Source organism: Nostoc sp., assembly GCF_036917515.1.
GTDB lineage: Bacteria > Cyanobacteriota > Cyanobacteriia > Cyanobacteriales > Nostocaceae > Nostoc.
The window spans coordinates 59881-78268 of the sequence record NZ_JBALDE010000117.1 but is presented as its reverse complement, the minus strand read 5'-3'; the positions used below and the strand labels follow the sequence as shown (position 1 = coordinate 78268).

Genomic DNA, 18388 nt, shown 5'->3' with positions numbered 1-18388 from the left:
TATTTTCATGCAAGGGTTAATAAATCATGCTCTATGTATAAGCCTTTCCTGGAATTTTTAGAAAAAGAGCTATTTCAGCGGTTTGATTTACAAAGTAGGGTCATTCCCCCTGGTTTGGAATTCAAAGTTAGCGATCGCGGCAGAAACCCAGCAACTATCCGCAGTTGGTGTTACCGATGTCAAGAGTTGCGGAAAATTCGCTATACCTACATTGATGCTGGGGAAAGCGCTCAAATTTTTAACAGTGTAATTTATCCCAGTCATCACTACGATTTACCTTTATTAGGGATTGATTTTTTATCTTTTGGGAAAGTTAAAAATCTGATTGTACTTGATTTTCAGCCTTTATTTCAGGATGAAGATTATCAAAAAAAATATATAGTTCCGCTGAAGTCTCTCCACGATCAATACCCGGATTTGGCGCAAAACTTAGAAATGAAGTTTTATGATGCCAACCAGTATTTTTCTAAATACCTATTGTTTGCCAAAACAGATCCTCAAACAGTGGCAACACGAGTCTTTGAAGCTTTTCAGGATTATTTAAACTTGTATTGGCAAATGTTAGCAGATGCCGAACCGCTGCAAGACCCTGAAGATATCCAGCGAATTGTCAAAGCCCAAAAAGACTATGACCAATATAGTGCAGACCGCGATCCAGCATCTGGTTTGTTTAGCAGTTATTTCGGTCATGAATGGGCAGAGCGCTTTCTCCATGAATTCTTATTTGAAGATGCTGTTCCCCTGGCAGTTAGTGGTAGCAAAAGATAAGTATCATTGGGGATTATTAATTCTGAATGCGTGAATTTTGAATTCGGAGCAAAGCGACGTGACACTCTATCAGCCATTTCTCGATTATGCGATCGCCTATATGCGATCGCGCTTGGATTTACAGCCCTATCCTATCCCCACTGGGTTTGAGTCCAAGAGTGCTGTTGTCGGCAAGGGAAAGAATCAAGAAGAGGTTGTCACTACCAGTTATGCCTTTCAAACTGCAAAATTGCGGCAAATTCGGGCAGCTCACGTCCAGGGTGGCAATTCCCTGCAAGTGCTGAATTTTGTGATTTTTCCGCGCCTCAACTACGATTTACCCTTTTTTGGGGCAGATTTGGTGACATTGCCAGGAGGACATCTAATTGCTTTGGATATGCAGCCCCTATTTCGGGACGATCCAGCATATCAGGCAAAATATACTGAACCAATTTTGTCCATTTTCCACGCCCACCAACAACATCTGTCTTGGGGAGGGAATTTCCCCGAAGAAGCACAGCCATTTTTCTCTCCCGCTTTTCTGTGGACTCGTCCCCAAGAAACGGCTGTAGTAGAAACTCAGGTATTTGCTGCTTTCAAAGACTATTTGAAAGCTTATCTAGATTTTGTAGAGCAGGCAGAACTAATAACAGATTCCCAAAGTTTAGTAGCCATTGAGCAAGCTCAACTGCGATACCTGCGATATCGGGCTGAAAAAGACCCAGCGCGAGGGATGTTTAAACGCTTCTATGGTGCAGAATGGACTGAGGAGTATATCCACGGATTTTTATTTGACCTAGAGAGAAAATTAACAGCTATTAACTAGAGGCTCTTTGACTGCACTCAGTGCTGAGTACCTCGTTACTAAAGACTCATTCAAGTCACGTTAAACTAGGAAAATAATCTAAGTTATACCAATTCAAAAAATGTTTGCGACATGATACGCCGACGTGTAATTTCCCCGATGCCTTGGGAAGGGTTGGGGAGGGGTCTTATCTATATGTTATGTGTTGCATTCTTTTTTCAAATTGGTGTTAACTGTACTTAAACTAGTTTGTCTTCATAATGGTTTCCACCTTTCCCAATCCCTCTTCTGTCGATCTATCTCGCATTCGACTTTCGATCCGCTCATTGCAACCGCAATTAGTAGAGTGGCGGCGGCGATTGCATCAACAACCAGAGTTAGGTTTTCAAGAAAAACTGACTGCTGAATTTGTATCACAAAAGCTGCAAGAATGGGGAATTGAGCATCAAACTGGCATTGCCCACACTGGTATTGTTGCCACTATCAAAGGCAACAAACTCAAGACTCCCCAAGTTTTAGCGATTCGCGCGGATATGGATGCTTTGCCAATCCAAGAACTCAACGAAGTGCCGTACAAATCGCAGCATGACGGAGTGATGCACGCTTGTGGACATGATGGACATACAGCGATCGCTTTAGGTACAGCTTATTATCTCCAGCAGCATCGCCAAGACTTCTCCGGTATTGTGAAAATTATCTTTCAACCAGCGGAAGAATCACCAGGAGGCGCAAAGCCGATGATTGAAGCTGGAGTTCTGAAAAATCCAGATGTTGACGCGATTATTGGTTTGCACTTGTGGAATAATTTGCCTTTGGGAACAGTGGGTGTGCGTGCTGGGGCTTTGATGGCAGCTGTGGAGTGCTTTAACTGCACAATTTTGGGCAAAGGTGGACACGGTGCACTACCTCATCAAACTGTTGATTCCGTTGTTGTTGCTGCTCAAATCGTCAATGCTTTGCAAACCATTGTCGCTCGGAATGTTAATCCCATTGATTCAGCAGTAGTGACAGTGGGAGAACTTCACGCTGGAACCAAACGTAATGTGATTGCTGATACAGCGAGAATGAGTGCCACTGTTAGGTATTTTAATCCTAGTTTGAAAGACTTTTTTAACCAGCGTGTCGAGCAAATTATTGCTGGAATTTGTCAGAGTCATGGTGCAAATTATGACTTAGAATATTGGTCACTTTATCCACCAGTAATTAATAATATTAAAATAGCAGAACTAGTGCGATCTGTAGCAGAAGAAGTGGTAGAAACTCCTCTAGGTATTGTGCCAGAATGCCAAACTATGGCTGCTGAAGATATGTCATTTTTCTTAGAAGAGATTCCTGGTTGTTATTTCTTTCTAGGTTCTGCTAACCCCACGAAAGACTTAGCATATCCCCATCATCATCCCCGGTTTGATTTTGACGAAACCGCTTTGGCAATGGGTGTGGAAATATTTGTTAGATGCGTGGAAAAGTACTTTGTTTCAACTTGAAGAATAGGGTAATTATTCCTGACGACGGGATTTAATAGGGTTTTTAAACCTATCCAAAACCTCAAAACCTCTTCTTAGCAAGAGTTTGGGGTAGGTTTATTAATGAAAGTGAGGGTTGGTGATTTTTTAAAAAAATTCGCTAATCGAGTGCTGATAGCTTTTTCTTAGTCCCTTTTTTTTGAGGGGGATGTCGTTTAATTCTTCTAAAGCCAAAAAACGACTTTTTTCGGGATGTCGTTTCACCAATGTAATACGCTCTTAATTCTTAACTCTGCGTCTATTTTACCCCGATGTCGTCATAAATTGATTTTCCCACCTAAAGAGCGATCGCACTTGCGCGTTAAAAAAGAGGCAGAATGCTTTGCAGGGGTCGATTTTAGCGCTATGTCCTCAAAACTTGATTTAGCTACATCTGTATCCGGTAGTTTTTTAATACATTCTTATGTCAAGCAGATTGCTTGACTTTTTGTCACACGACTTGTAATACTAAGGCTAAGGAGAAAAATTTACTTTACTTAGATACTAACTGTATGCCCACAAATGACATCGTTTTTCTACAAGACTTGACTGGATCGTATTATGATGACTTACCCAAACTGAAGGTTTTACTTCCTGCGGTAGTAAACCGAATAACCAGCCCTTACTTAACTCAGATTTTTGGTACTGATCTTGAATTTGGTCTTGCCTCTTTCAAGGATAAACCAGTATCACCTTTAGGTAGTCCTGGTGATTATGTTTATCAAAAAGAAATTTCTTTAACCACTAATGCAGGACAAGTCAAGACAGCAGTCGGTAACTTTACTGCTAGTGGCGGTGCTGACGGCCCCGAATCACAATTAGAAGCACTTTTACACGTTGCCTTAGATAGTAGTATCGGTTACAGAGTAGGCTCAAAGCGTTTAGTTTTTCTAGCTACCGATGCGGAATATCACGTTGCAGGGGATTTGAAGAAAGCTATTCTGACTCCTACCGATGTGGAATATTACGTTGCAGGAGATTTGAGGAAAGCTAGTCCGACTTCTACCACTGTGGTGGCTAATAACGGAGATGGTGTGATCGATGCAGGAGATTTGAGGAAACCTAGTCCGACTCCTACCACTGTGGTGGCTAATAACGGAGATGGTGTGATCGATCCTAATGAAGATTATCCAGATATTTCACAAGTAAAGGCGGCTTTAATCGCAAATGATATTATTCCTGTTTTTCTCATTACCAATAGTCCTCTCGCTTCTGGTACCGGTTTCATAGATGTTAAAGATGCTTACGACAAGCTGGTTAGCAGTTTAGGTCGGGGTATTGTAATAACTCTTGATAGTAACAGTGAGAATGTAGCTGATGTCATAAAATTTGCGATCGCTAGAGAAAATGGCGTAATAACTTATGAGGGAACCGACAGTGATGATTCTATTAATAGCTCTACTTTAACTACGTCTGGTAATCAGGTTATTTTTGTAGGAGCCGGTGATGACACTGTTGAACTCTTTGATGTTAAAGGCAATCATTTTATTGATGGAGGTGCAGGTTACGATTTACTTTATGGTGGAATAGGTCAAGACAAAATTGATGGAGGCAGCAATGCGGATAACCTCTACGGAGGTAGCGGTAATGATACTCTACTAGGTAGTAGTGGTGACGATTTTCTATCGGGACAAGGCGGCAACGATGTTCTCCAAGGAGATAGTGGTAACGACACTTTAGTTGGGGGAGCAGGAAACGATACATTTGTATTTGACACTGGTTCACCATTTACGGCTGCTGACCTCGGAATAGATAGTATCAACGACTTCCGACGACTTCCAGGTACTACAAGTAATGTGGACAAAATCGAATTATCGAGAGATACTTTTACCGTTTTAGGTTCTTCTGGTTTTATCTTTGCTACTGTCAGTACTAACGCAGATGCTGAAACAAGCACTGCTAACATTGTTTATAGTACGGGGACTCGTAGCCTGTTTTATAACCCAAATGGTGTAACATCTGGATTTAGTTCTACTCTCGAAGGAGGTCAATTCGCAACATTTGCACTGGGTACTCCGACTTTAGTGGCCAGTGATTTTAGTATTGTTGATTAATTACAATAGTTGGGACAGAATCAGGCTGCAATAACGCCATAAGAGGATGTTTGACATCTGTGCATTGGTATTAACTTAAGGTGAAAACCAGTCAGGTAAGTGCATTTAAAATAAACATCTGGTGAAATCAATTATGCGTTACCTGAAAACTTGTAGAGACTAGCAGTGCTACGTCTCTACATTACTTTTCTCTAATTTATGATTGCCGGTTTCTGTTTATTACTAACTTCTAAAGGCAGGAAAATTGTCATAACTTCCCCATAGTGTGGACGTTGGCGGACAATCAGTTTGCCACCGATCGCCTGAAACAAATGCTTGGTTGCAGCGATATTCAGACTAATCGTACCTGTTTCTGGTTGGAACATCAGCAGTTGACCTAGAGCTTTGCGAATTGGTGGCGTTGCAGGTATGGTGGCTTTATTTGAATCTTTGCACCGGAATTGCGGCGATAATTGTAACTTCAGTTGATCACCAGCGGGGATAACTTGTACTTGAATATGGCTGCCAGCGGGTAAGCTGCGAGTAAAATTTTCCATCAAACCAGTAAGAATCTGATCCAGCATGGTGGGATTGCTTACCACAGTCGGTAGTTGCTGGGGTAAAACAACATTTAAAGTTAAGTTCCGCCGATGCGCTGCTTGTTCCCAACGAGGAATGCTCTGTTGTAACACTTGATCTAAAGACATCGGCGTGAGTTGAGTTTTTGACGATTTTGCTGAGGCAGTAGTTTCTAGTTCTGCGGCCTTAAACAGCAATTCCATGCGGTCAATTTGCTCGGTACACTCGTGATCGATAATTTTTAAGCGATTGATCACGCTAGCATCTAAATCTCGCCGCTTCAACAGCAGACGAGTCATGGTGCGAATAGTTGTTAAAGGTGTGCGGACTTCGTGAGCGAAGGCTTGGAGCAATTCTACATCAGGATTTGGGGATTGGGGACTTGTACTGAGCGTTCGCGTAGCGTCTCGTAGATAAGTATTGGGTATTGGATATTGGGCATTGGGGAAAACTCTTCTCCCTTGCTCTCCTGCTCCTCTGCCCCCCTGCTCTGCTTCTTCCCCAGTTCCTAGTAAAGAGTCTTTAGTCTCTTCTGGTTCTGTTAATTCCTGAAGCAACAACTGGCTAAACTGAATCATCATCCGGTAGTCAGGAGCTACCGGAGAATACTGTTCTACTAATGCGTCCAAGCGGGCAAAAATTTCTGGATTAGCCAGCATTACCCGTGCCCCTAGCGATCGCCAAGCCTGCTGCACTATCTCTGGCTCAAAAGAAAATGAAAAGGTTTTTTTACCGTTTTTGTGGGTTGCTAAAACCAGCACTAATCTAAATTTATCTGTAAAAACTAAGCAAAACTGTTCTGTGCCTAGAGGATCGGCAGGTAGTAAAGAAAGTACCGAATCATGGGGAGCAATGTCTTCATTTACAGATGCGTTGGCATAGTCTGCCGCAGATATCGTACCTGGCATCTGAAATGGCATCAGCGCCAAAGGGTTAAATGGTTTTGCTGTAAAAGTTACTGTTTGTAAACTTTGAGTCAATTTTGGTTGACTAAACAAGGGTGCTGGTGCAGCTAAAACTAATCCTTGGGTTGTGTCAACTGAAGGGTCTGCTAAAGTATTTAATAGCAAATGTTCTGTCGCTGCGAGGCTGACACGCCACTGCTGCTCTGCTTTAGCAGGTGAACATTCTGCCACACTTGATTGATTTTCAGCCAAGATTTCGCTCAGGCTTGGCAATATCCATTGGTACACAGGCTTTCACCCCTTAATTCAAGAGCGACTAACAGCGTTTAGGTTAGACATTTCACTACTATCTAAGAGGTTATAGCTATTTGTATACTGGTGACAGTGGTAGAACCGAACAATTCAGGGGCAATTCCCCTCTAACTGCGATGTCTACGACGGGCTACGCCTACGCACTTAGGGGCTGAAAACATTGGCACTGACTTTTATTGATAGGCGTAGTGATTGCAAATTGCGTGAATAGTTTTACCAACTTCATTATTGCGATCGCGATCTAATCGCGTACCCATATCTTCCGTAACTACATCTGCCATAATGATTTTATTCCGGTCTACAATCTCCAAATCGCGCTGACGTTGCTTGTGTAGCGATTGAACATGCTCTTGCAGATGGGCTAGCATCTGATCTTGCGATCGCATTTTGTGGTTTTTAAGCTCATGACTTACGAAATATCCCAGTAGTCTAGCAACTTCTTCGGCCTCTTATTGAGCAAGATTGACCACTGTGCTAATTCAGTTTTAGAGAATTTGCCCTTTTCCTAAAATTCCCACTTCTTAGCCTGAAAGCTATAGAGTCAACAACCATTAGCAAAATCTTTAATATCGGTCTATTTTGGCGATGTGGTTAGGCGTAGCTTGTCGTAGACATCGCATTTTTTTAGTAGATTAACAATAGACTATCTCAGAGGCACTTTATGACTTCTTTTGAAACTTCGGTTGAAGATTTGGTACTAGTTGCTGGTGCCACTGGTGGAGTAGGGCAACTGGTGGTAGGCAAGTTGCTGGAGAAGGGCTTGAAAGTTCGTGTCTTGACACGCAATGCCGCAAAAGCTGAAGAGATGTTTAACCAAAGAGTGGAGATTGCCGTTGGCGATATCCGCCAGCCAGCTACACTGCCAGCTGCAATGCCAGGTGTTACCCACATCATAAATTGTACTGGAACTACAGCCTTTCCCTCTGCGCGATGGGAGTTTGACCAATCTCCGAACTTGATTGAATGGGGAATTATTTTTCTTAATCCCAAATCTAGTGAAGCAAAAGCAAAGAATAGTCCAGCAAAGATTGATGCTCTAGGTGTCAGCAATCTAGTAGCAGCAGCACCCCAGAATTTGAAGCGATTCGTTTTCGTCTCTTCTTGTGGAATTCTCCGCAAAAATCAGTTTCCTTTTAGTATTCTTAATGGTTTTGGCGTGTTGGATGCCAAACAAAAAGGCGAAGAGTCCATTATTAATTCAGGATTACCCTACACCATTCTCCGCCCAGGACGCCTCATTGACGGCCCCTATACCTCATACGACCTCAACACCCTCCTTAAGGCAAAAACTGGGGGTAAATACGGTGTGATCATAGGCACTAGGGATACACTTTCGGGTGACGCCAGCCGGATTGATGTCGCAAACGCTTGTGTAGAATGCCTTTTTCAGCCAAGTAGCTCTAGGAAAATTTTTGAAATAGTTAACCAAGGACAAAGACCACCTGTAATTGACTGGGAAACTCTTTTTTCTGGGATTAAGTAACTTCTAAGTACTGAGTCATATTTATATCCAATGATGCCACTTGCTCCACTTGGGGAGACCCCAAGACCCTTTGGGTTCGGCAGTCCCCCAGACGCTCGAGGACTCGCTAACACTGCGCTATCGACGGGAATCGCCAAGACGGCGGGGGCTGCCTCACCGCAGTGGCTCCCCCATGCCCCATCCCCAATCCCTAGTACTCTTCTGTAGTTTATTGCCTCTAAAGACGGCAAACACCACTCAGACTTTACGGTTCACCCTAATTACTGAAAGTATTAATTCTTCTACATTAGACAGAGTGAAGACAAATTAATCCATGAACCAACTAAAAACACAATTTAGTTAGTCTAACCGTCCCAAGTAAGGTTCGGGAAACCACCCTTCATGGACTGGCTACCACTAAGCTTCAGTATATATATCAGCATAATCTGGAGTTAAAACTCCAGGAAAGCCAAACTAAAGGTATTCATGCTGAACTGGCTGATTTCTTGACCCTGTTGGTTCAAAATTTAGTGCTTTATATTCTCATTCATTCATTTGTAGTTATACGGAGCCAACATCTAAAATGGCAAAAGTAGTTGGAATTGACTTAGGAACAACGAACTCCTGCGTGGCAGTGATGGAAGGTGGTAAACCCACAGTAATTGCTAATGCTGAAGGTTTTCGGACAACGCCATCAGTAGTTGCATTTGCGAAAAATGGCGACAACTTGGTTGGTCAAATCGCCAAACGCCAGGCGGTGATGAACCCCGAAAATACGTTTTACTCAGTCAAACGCTTTATCGGTCGCCGCTACGATGAAGTGGGTAACGAAGCTACGGAAGTTTCTTACAAAGTTCTCAGCAGCAATGGCAATGTCAAATTAGATTGTCCGATAGCTGGTAAACCGTTTGCTCCTGAAGAAATTTCTGCAAAAGTTCTTCGCAAACTAGTTGAAGACGCCAGCAAATATTTGGGTGAAACTGTAACCCAAGCTGTAATTACTGTTCCTGCATACTTCAACGACTCGCAACGGCAAGCGACAAAAGACGCTGGTAAAATTGCCGGGATTGAAGTTCTGCGGATTATCAACGAGCCGACAGCTGCTTCTCTGGCTTATGGATTTGACAAGAAGAGTAACGAAACCATCCTCGTATTTGACCTTGGTGGTGGTACCTTCGACGTATCCGTGCTGGAAGTAGGAGATGGAGTTTTTGAAGTACTAGCCACATCTGGTGATACCCACCTTGGTGGTGATGACTTCGATAAAAAAATAGTTGACTTCTTAGCTGAGAAATTCAAGAAAGCTGAAGGTATTGACCTACGGAAAGACAAGCAAGCTTTACAACGTCTGACTGAAGCCGCAGAAAAAGCCAAAATTGAGCTTTCTAGCGTCAGCCAAGCAGAAATCAACCTACCATTTATCACTGCAACCCAGGATGGGCCCAAGCACCTGGATACAACCTTGACTCGCGCCCAGTTTGAAGAACTTTGCTCTGACTTAATCGACCGTTGCCGTGTTCCTGTAGAAAACGCCCTTCGGGATGCTAAGTTAAACAAAGGCGATATTGATGAAGTGGTATTAGTTGGTGGTTCTACGCGGATTCCCGCAGTCCAACAGATTGTGAAGCAGGTATTGGGTAAAGACCCCAATCAAAGCGTTAACCCTGATGAAGTCGTAGCAATTGGTGCAGCTATTCAAGCTGGGGTACTGGCTGGTGATGTAACTGGCATCTTGCTGTTAGACGTGACACCTCTATCTTTGGGTGTGGAGACATTGGGCGGCGTAATGACTAAAATTATCCCCCGCAACACCACAATTCCCACCAAAAAATCGGAAGTCTTCTCCACTGCTGTGGATGGACAAACCAACGTAGAAATTCACGTCCTTCAAGGTGAACGCGAATTTTCTAACGATAACAAGAGCTTGGGAACCTTCCGCCTCGATGGTATTCCTCCTGCACCACGTGGCGTCCCTCAAATTGAAGTAGTGTTCGACATTGACGCTAACGGCATCCTGAATGTCACTGCTAAGGACAAAGGCACTGGTAAAGAACAGTCCATTAGCATAACTGGTGCTTCTACTTTGGATAAAAATGACGTTGACCGGATGGTAAGAGAAGCTGAACAGAATGCTTCATCTGACAAAGAGCGACGTGAGAAGATTGAACGCAAGAACCAAGCTGATTCTTTGGCATACCAAGCTGAAAAGCAGTTACAAGAATTGGGCGATAAAGTTCCCGATGCTGACAAGACTAAAGTCGAAGGTTTGGTAAAAGAACTGCGGGAAGCAGTTGCTAAAGAAGACGATGAGCAAATCAAGAAGCTCACCCCAGAATTACAACAAGCGTTATTCGCTGTTGGTAGCAACATCTATCAACAAGCTGGTGCTAGTACCAGTTCCGGTGCCGGTGCGGGTGCTACATCTGGTGGTGAACCTCAAGATAGTAGCAGTTCCTCTAGTTCTAGTAACGGCGACGATGTGATTGACGCTGATTTTACAGAGAGCAAATAATTCCCTTACTTCTTTTAGGAAGATTATCTTGTCCCACCTTGTAATTACCCACTCAGACAAATGCCTGAGTGGGGATTTTTTTTAATGAGTTAGGAGTTAGGAATTAAGATTTATATAAAGTCCGGTTAATCCCTTATGCCATATCCACAAGCACCTTGGACACTCCAAGGTTATGCTATCCAAACTCTGCATTTGCTAAATATTGACCAAGTGCGCCCTTTGATTCCCTTAGAGTTAGAAATTGTTTCTGTATGGCCTGGTAAAACCCTCGGTAGCGTGTATCTCTCTAATTATGGGTCAGGCTCAGTACTGGAGTATAGTGAGTTAATTATTGTCCCAGCTTTGATTAATTACCAGAGGAAAATCGGCGCTTGGATTTCTCACATTTATGTAGATAATGCTGATTCAGTGGCTGGTGGTCGAGAAATTTGGGGACTACCAAAAAAATTAGCTAAGTTTACCTGGGAACAAGGAAAGTATGTTACTGTGCATCAGGAAAACCGGAAGTTGTGTAGTCTTAAGTATAATCAACAAAGCTTGGCATGGAGACAGCGATTAAGTGCCTCTACTTTCAGCGCTAAGGGTACTGATTTACTGATATTCCCTGCTAAATTTGAGTCTGTGTTGGGTTTGATTGGTTCTAAGTTAGAAATCCCCGCCGAAAGTCCTTTTTCTGGAATAGGTTTAGGTCAGCCTTGGTTAACTGTGCGTTGTGAGCAGATGAGTTTGCGGGTTGATGCGCCAAAAGTGGTAGGTCAGATGGGTATCTAGTACGTTATGGCATAAGTTTGCTTATCTTTAACCAGTTGTTTGAGCAAGTTGTCTGGTTAATTGAGATGTTAGCTGGATTTACGCCAAGCTGTACTAGGCATTTCCAGATTGAGAACAATAGCAAGGCAATGTCTGACGTCAAGTTACTTTTAATATATTGGGTGCATAATCTGGAATGTTGTACTTTACTTTTGTAGTTTTATATATACCTAAAAATTCAACAGAATCTGGCTACTTGAAAGTATGAGGGATAGATTAAATGGTCTATCTCGCAATTATTAACTGTATGTAATATTTAGTAATTTTTTCAATTGAAATATTTATTTATAGCAGAATTCAGAAGCAAAACAGGCTTCATGCCTAGCATTGAGACTTAGCTTGTGTACTTCACTTTCCTTTAAATCTGCTGTAATTAGCAGGCTTGAGAAAACGACACAATTAATAAACTTGCCCTACTGTTAACCAACAGTAGGTTTTTTTTGCCGAGCGGTTGAGTGAAGTACAAAAACCCATCTCCAACGCCCTGAATAGCGATCGCACTCCATAAACAGATAATACTCGATATTTCAATCAGGTTATCAATAACAGTCTTTTAAAGGTGTTTGATTTTACTCAAAATCAAACACCTTGAGCTTTCACTTTTTTTTGTAGATATCGTCACAGAGATAGCGATCGCTCTCTGCTTTTGGGTTATTCTTCAGATAATCATGCGCCTCATCACAACCGCGCTTGAGAAGTTGATTTAAGTCAAAATCCCAAACCAAAACACCATCATAATCACTAGATGCAATACTCTTACCATCTGGGCTAAAACTGACATCACTGCGACCAAAGCGCTCATAAGTTGTTAGTAAAGTACCATTAATACTCCAGAGTTTAACTTTTGTTACACCAGCCGAGGCAATTATCTTACCATCTGGGCTGAAACTGACTTTGCTAACAGGCTCATCACCATTTAAAGTGGCTGAACTTTTACTATTCTTGTTATCTAGACTCCAAAGTTTTATGGTGTTGTCTTGACTGGCAGAGGCAATAGTTTTGCCATCGGGGCTGAAACTCACACTTGTTACCTTGTTACCATGCTCTTCAAAAGATTTAATTACTTTGCCATCTGGTTGCCAGACTTTAACGGTTTTGTCATCACTTGCTGAGGCAATTAGCTTACCATCTGGGCTAAAACTGACACTGTTGACCTTGTTTTTATGTCCAGTGAAAGTGTAGACAAGAGTACCATCACCCCGCCAAAGTTTTACTGTGTTGTCGTCACTTGCTGAAGCAATCATCCCACTCTTGGGGCTGATACTCAAACTATTTATCCAATTTTTATGCCCTAGTAAAGTCTTTAATAGTTGAGCTTCCTTGCCTGATTGTTCAGGAAACTGCCAGAGTTTTACTACGTCATCACTCCCAAAAATTGCTATTTTATTGCTATTAGGGATAGGCTCTATGCTTTCAACCCGATTACTTTTTCCCTTAATAGTCTTTAACAGTTTTATTTTTGTCTTAGCATTGCCATTAATTCCCCAGAATTGCACTTCATTCTTATTAGTGCGGATAGCTAGGGTTTGACTATTTGAACTAAAACTCAGTGGCAGTTGGTCGTTGCAGAAATTATCATCACCAAACTGCTCAATATTTTTATCTGAAAGACAATCGAAACTTTTGAGGAAAGTACCGTCAATCCGCCACAGTTCTACACTTCCAAAATTTGTTGGGATCACTAAAATTTGACCGTCTGGGCTGAACTTGAAATCTGATGAATAACTATCGCTTAAATTTGTCTTTTGACTTTTTACTTGAATAGTTCTAATTGGTATGCCATCACGCTTCCAAAGCTTTACCTTGTCCTTGTCTTCAACAGTAACCAAAGTTTGGTAATCAGGACTAAAAATCCTTACATTTTTTTCAAAAGTTGAGAGAAGAGATCCATCACGCTTCCAAAAATATATTTTATTATTATCATTGGAACCAATAATTATTTGACTATCAGGCGTAAAATCTGAGGCTCCAATATAGAGGCTTTTGTCCTTATTCTGAAGCTTTGCCAGAAAAGTTCCATTCATGCGCCATAATTCTGGTGTCTTTTCAATCTCATTTTGCGCTAGATTATTAATAGCTATTATCTCACCATCAGAGCTAAAATTTACTGACATTTTTTGATCAGATTTCAGGCTTTTAATTAATTTACCGTCTCTCGTCAAAAATTTTACAGTGTTATCGCTGTCCAAAATGGCCAACGTTTTGCTATTACGACTGAAACCGATATTTTGGATATCACCATTAAGGCTGGTAACAAGTGTTCCATCCCGTCGCCAGAGTTTTATAGTTTTATCTTTACTAGCTGTGGCAAGAGTTTCTCCATTTGGACTGAAGCCAATCTGGTATACTTTATCTTTGTGACCTTGAAGAATTTTAATTAGCTTGCCATCAGTTGAGGATAGTTCTACAGTATTATCATTTCTTACTAGAGCAATTGTTCGGTTATCAGGGCTGAAACTGCCATAAATAAATTGACCTTGGGAACTTTTGATAAAAGTACCATTCTGCTGCCAAAGTTGCAATGTGTTAACCTGACTGGCAGAAACTAATTTATGGGTATCGGTACTAAAAATTATTTGTGAATTACTTTCTGGCAAGGTTGTTTTTAGAATGCCATCACGTTGCCACAGTTTTACTTCTTTATTATTAATAGAGGCAACTATCTGACCATTGGGACTGAAACCGACTTTATTCACTTTTTTCACTTCACGCGAATCAGTTATATTAAAAGTTTGAAAATTTCTGCTTTCCAAACTCCAGAGTTTTACAATTTTGTTTTCGCTTCCAGAAGCGAGCATCTTACCATCAGGGCTGAAGCTAACACTAGTGACTGTATTTCTATGTCCTGTGAAATAAAAGTTAACTATGTTTTTAGTATCAATTTTTAAAATTGATGCGCTTATAGTTTCTCCGGATAAGTCAGTCCTGTAAATAGTCTGACCATCACGACTAAAAACTAGACTTTCGCTACTAACAGGAAAGGGAAAAACAAACGACTTAAGAAAAAAGCCGTCAAGACGCCTTAGTATAATATCACCGCTATTTTGTATAACAATAGTTTGACCATCAGGGCTAAAATTCACTCTATCACCTGCACGATTCAATGTTTTGAATGCTTTACCATCCATACTCCATAATTTGATCATCTTATCTTCCTCGCTAGCAGAAGCAATTATCTTGCCATCAGGGCTGAAGCTGACACTGTTAATGCTCTGCTTATGTCCTCTGAAAATTTTGGTTTCTTGGCCATCCAAATTCCAAAGTCTTAAAGTTTTGTCCTTACTTCCAGAAATCACTTTCTGACCATCGGGGCTAAAGCTAAAACTAGTAATATCGTCTTCATGTCCTTTGAAGGTGGTAATTTCTTTATTTTCTATACTCCACAGTTTAAAAGTTTTATCTTCACTCGCAGTAAGTATATTTTGACTGTTGGGACTGAAGCAAAGCCTAGTAATTTTCTTTTCATGGGCTTTAAAATCTTTGATTTTTCTACCATCATGATTCCAAATTATCACCATGCCATCTGCACTACCAGAGGCTATCATCTTACCGTCAGGGCTAAAACTAACACTCGTGACAGTATCACTATGTCCTTCTAAGCTGTTACGCTCTTTTATAGTATAAACTGCATCTTGTAATGCAGTCTTTACTTGCATTTCAGTTTCAGGTTTTACTCCAACTGACCACCACTGTTGCAGTCGTTTACCTGCTTTTATACTTTTGACCAGTGCCTCTAAATCTTGATTCGATTTTAGTAGCCCTTTCGCTTCTGTACTTGTAGATAAGAGTTGGATATTGTTCTGACTTATCAACACCACAGGTAAGAATATTGTTAATGCTCCAGTTATCGTTCCTAGTGATACTTTCCAAAGCAATCCGCGACGTGTTTCTCGTAGTTGCTGCTTCAGAACTTCATTCAGCTTTTCTTCTGTTAGCTTTCGTTGTTCTCTCTCTTTTTCCAACTCAGCAATTAATCTAGCTGATTGTTGCTGGCGCACAAATGGCACTAAATAATCATGTACTAGTTGATAGCGGTCAGCAGGTGATGCTGGCACCCTTAGCACTAACCCCGATTTCACTAATATTTCTAAAACTAAGTCGAGTTTTTCTGTTTTTACATCTAACTCTAATTCCAAATCAGCACGAGTTTTTAAAGGGCGGGTATTCTTTTCATCTGTGAGTAAATATAAAACTAGTTTGGCTATTTGTTCATTATCAGAACCGCAGTCTTGGACGATTTCTTCTAAAAATCGCCCAACAAAGTTTTCTTTAGGGCCATGTTGCTGATACTGTTCTAGCTTTGTTATTTTTTCTGTTTGTAATTGCGCTCCTACTACTTGCAATTCAATGGGGCGTACTTCGCCTAAGTCTCTAGCTAAATCCTTCACCAATTCATCAATTAATGGTGCTTCTAAAACTGACTGGCTTTTTTGAGTTAAGTTTTGAATAATTAATTTAGCATCTTCTAATGAAAAGTTATCCAAATGATAAAGAATATCTTTATCTAAAATATTATTACTAATAACATCAAAGTTTGCCAGCCGATTATTGCATTCTAATAAATAATGCAGATAATCTTCGCGCAAAGACAAGATAACCTTTATATAAGGTATATCTAGACAGTCATGTAAAAATTCGTAAAATTTCCGTCTATTGCTTGAATCATTATAAATGAAGAAAAATTCTTCAAACTGATCGAAGATTAAAACTGTCAGCAGGTTATAATCATCATGCTTTTCTAATTGGTTGAGAATAGACTTTTCCCCTGCTGTGTCTTCTCTTAAGGGAGGAGAGTATTCATAGCTTCTGCCTTCATAAGGAATGCGCGGTAAATCAGAAATAGCATCTCGTAAACGGTTGCCTAATTCTATAATCCAATCAGGATAAACTTGCTGTAAAACAGGCAAAACATCACGAACCCCAATGGATCTCTGTTTCAATGCAGGGATTAATCCAGCCTGTAAAATTGAACTTTTACCAACACCTGATTGCCCATGAATAATTGTTAGTTTGCGGTCATGTTGACCCATGCGCTCAATCAGGCGATTAATATCTTGCTGTCTTCCAGAAGCAGCGATTTCTGTGGCCACTGTTTCTTGTTCTTCAACGGATGCTAAAGCAGGGTTATTTACTGTTTGTTGTGCTTGTAACCTACCTGCACCAATGAAAGCACGGAAACCATATTGCTGTTCAAGCGATCGCTGTTCTTGTTTAAGATGAAATGCAGTTCCATATTCACCTTTTTTAAAGTAGTTTGCTCGTAACTCTGCCAAAATCTGAATGTAAAGTTCTGGATCGTATTGAGCTTTGGTTTCTGCTTTGGCAGTTTCTAAAGTTTGCAGTGCTGCTTCTGGTTGATTGAGTGCAGATTGCGATCGCGCTAACGCAAATAAATACCAACCCTGATGATATGACCTTTCCCAATCTAAATCTGCTTTCAACTCTTCTGAGACTGGTGCAGATATATCTATTTGCACGCTATCCAGCAGAGAAAGCGCTTGTTCGGCTGTTTGCTTTGCCTCATTCCAAGCGAATTTAGCAATTAGCACCTCAGCCAGAAAGCTATAAGCTCTGGCTAGTTTAAACTGATTAGGATAGGTTTGATGCAACGCAATTGCTTTGTTAGCAACAGTCTCCAACTCTTCCCACTGTTGCAAATCTTGCAGTACAGAACCTAAAGCGTTGATAAATTTTGCTACCAAATCTTGGCGATTAGCTTGCTCAAATACCTGAATACATTCCTGAAAATAATTTTTAGCTAAACCAATAGCACGATCGCGTTCGGGATGATGTAACACAGCATAGGTACGCCACCAAAGTCCTAAAGAGTAAAGTAAACAGGCGCGTCGTTCTAGGAAGCGGGGTGATGGAGAATCGTTGACAAAAAGTGCTAAACTACGCTCGTAATATTGCCTTGACAATTCCAGTGAACTAGAATTCGCCCGACCTAGCATAAATTCTAAACTCGCTTCCAGTTCTGGATTTAAACTCAAACGACGATTTTGTAAATCATGCCATGCTGACTCCAACTCAACTCGGCGTGGAGAGCCAACTTGTAAATTCAGCGCCGTACTATCGAGATATCTGCCTGCACCAGCCGTTAAAACTTTTTCAAAGACCTCATCAGCAGTTTGCTGGATAAAATCAATTAAATCATCAGTGGCGATCGCAAATTCAACGATAGTACTCCAGCTATGTAAATCTGGTGCTAATCGCATGAGTTTGTGTAGCACGTCATCCGTTACCCACAACACTAATGGGAAGTGAAAGTTTTTTCTAAACTCCTCCCTGACTTGATTAGCACCACTCAGCACTTGTTCTAGCTTGCTGACCGATTCTAAACCAGATACTACCAGCGCCTGAGGATGCTCAGAACCGAGTAAATTTTGGATAGTCTGGAAAAATGTCTTAATCGACTTATCTAAAACTATCTCCCAAATTTTCAAATCGCTCGACGCTTGCAGACTTTGCACCAAACGCCTTCGCAAACTAGCTCCATTACAGAGTGCCAAAATCAAGGAAAATTCTTCTTGAGAAGTAGCGATCGCCCATGCTAATTCTTGTAAAGAATTTTCGTTGTTAATTGCGAGTGGCTGTGGATCGCTCATGACTAGACCTTGCTTATAGATGGGGAGAGTGGGAGCAGGAGGAGAATAATAACTCTTAACTCTTAACTCCTCACTCCTAACTCTTAACTTAAAGCTGCAACCCTGGTGCTTCT

10 protein-coding genes are annotated in these 18388 nt (G+C 41.2%); 7 read left to right on the top strand and 3 right to left on the bottom strand.

The features are described from left to right. The first annotated feature begins 33 nt into the window (after nucleotides 1–33). The 4 genes from V7K89_RS15270 (at nucleotide 34) to V7K89_RS15255 (ending at nucleotide 5108) form a co-directional block, all read left to right on the top strand. A complete protein-coding gene (locus tag V7K89_RS15270; protein WP_335188437.1) occupies nucleotides 34–768 on the top strand; it encodes a 15,16-dihydrobiliverdin:ferredoxin oxidoreductase in 735 nt (244 codons plus the stop codon). A gap of 37 nt (nucleotides 769–805) precedes the next feature. Further along, entirely contained in the window at nucleotides 806–1573 is a 768-nt protein-coding gene (locus V7K89_RS15265; RefSeq protein WP_335188435.1) for a phycoerythrobilin:ferredoxin oxidoreductase, read from the top strand. Between the two features lie 239 nt (nucleotides 1574–1812). Next, complete coding sequence (locus V7K89_RS15260; protein ID WP_335188433.1) at nucleotides 1813–3036, top strand: M20 family metallopeptidase; 1224 nt, start codon at nucleotides 1813–1815, stop codon at nucleotides 3034–3036. Between the two features lie 530 nt (nucleotides 3037–3566). Then, complete coding sequence (locus V7K89_RS15255) at nucleotides 3567–5108, top strand: hypothetical protein (RefSeq protein ID WP_335188431.1); 1542 nt, start codon at nucleotides 3567–3569, stop codon at nucleotides 5106–5108. 191 nt (nucleotides 5109–5299) lie between these two features. Here V7K89_RS15255 and V7K89_RS15250 read toward each other — a convergent pair whose 3' ends face one another. Beyond that, a complete protein-coding gene (locus V7K89_RS15250; protein ID WP_335188429.1) occupies nucleotides 5300–6859 on the bottom strand; it encodes a sensor histidine kinase in 1560 nt (519 codons plus the stop codon). Between the two features lie 197 nt (nucleotides 6860–7056). Then, a complete protein-coding gene (locus V7K89_RS15245; protein ID WP_335188427.1) occupies nucleotides 7057–7269 on the bottom strand; it encodes a hypothetical protein in 213 nt (70 codons plus the stop codon). Between the two features lie 275 nt (nucleotides 7270–7544). On the opposite strand from V7K89_RS15245, the gene V7K89_RS15240 reads away from it, so the two are divergent. The 3 genes from V7K89_RS15240 (at nucleotide 7545) to V7K89_RS15230 (ending at nucleotide 11628) form a co-directional block, all read left to right on the top strand. Continuing rightward, the gene (locus tag V7K89_RS15240; RefSeq protein ID WP_335188425.1) at nucleotides 7545–8366 is read left to right on the top strand and encodes an SDR family oxidoreductase; all 822 of its coding nucleotides are present in this window, start codon (nucleotides 7545–7547) and stop codon (nucleotides 8364–8366) included. Between the two features lie 562 nt (nucleotides 8367–8928). Next, nucleotides 8929–10857 carry a molecular chaperone DnaK gene (gene dnaK / locus V7K89_RS15235; RefSeq protein ID WP_335188423.1) on the top strand — a complete coding sequence of 643 codons (1929 nt, stop codon included), beginning with the start codon at nucleotides 8929–8931 and terminating at the stop codon, nucleotides 10855–10857. Between the two features lie 135 nt (nucleotides 10858–10992). Continuing rightward, nucleotides 10993–11628: an acetoacetate decarboxylase family protein gene (locus V7K89_RS15230; protein WP_335188421.1), complete on the top strand. Its 636-nt coding sequence runs from the start codon at nucleotides 10993–10995 to the stop codon at nucleotides 11626–11628. Nucleotides 11629–12263: 635 nt separating this feature from the next. Here V7K89_RS15230 and V7K89_RS15225 read toward each other — a convergent pair. Next, a complete protein-coding gene (locus V7K89_RS15225) occupies nucleotides 12264–18275 on the bottom strand; it encodes an nSTAND1 domain-containing NTPase (RefSeq protein ID WP_335188419.1) in 6012 nt (2003 codons plus the stop codon). Nucleotides 18276–18388: the final 113 nt, after the last annotated feature.

What these genes read in the sequence shown, in the direction of transcription:
- V7K89_RS15270 (WP_335188437.1), top strand. Translation starts at nt 34, where the DNA reads ATGTATAAGCCTTTCCTGGAATTTTTAGAAAAAGAGCTATTTCAGCGG.
- V7K89_RS15260 (WP_335188433.1), top strand. Translation starts at nt 1,813, where the DNA reads ATGGTTTCCACCTTTCCCAATCCCTCTTCTGTCGATCTATCTCGCATT.
- V7K89_RS15255 (WP_335188431.1), top strand. Translation starts at nt 3,567, where the DNA reads ATGCCCACAAATGACATCGTTTTTCTACAAGACTTGACTGGATCGTAT.
- V7K89_RS15245 (WP_335188427.1), bottom strand. Translation starts at nt 7,269, where the DNA reads ATGCGATCGCAAGATCAGATGCTAGCCCATCTGCAAGAGCATGTTCAA.
- V7K89_RS15240 (WP_335188425.1), top strand. Translation starts at nt 7,545, where the DNA reads ATGACTTCTTTTGAAACTTCGGTTGAAGATTTGGTACTAGTTGCTGGT.
- dnaK (WP_335188423.1), top strand. Translation starts at nt 8,929, where the DNA reads ATGGCAAAAGTAGTTGGAATTGACTTAGGAACAACGAACTCCTGCGTG.
- V7K89_RS15230 (WP_335188421.1), top strand. Translation starts at nt 10,993, where the DNA reads ATGCCATATCCACAAGCACCTTGGACACTCCAAGGTTATGCTATCCAA.
- V7K89_RS15225 (WP_335188419.1), bottom strand. Translation starts at nt 18,275, where the DNA reads ATGAGCGATCCACAGCCACTCGCAATTAACAACGAAAATTCTTTACAA.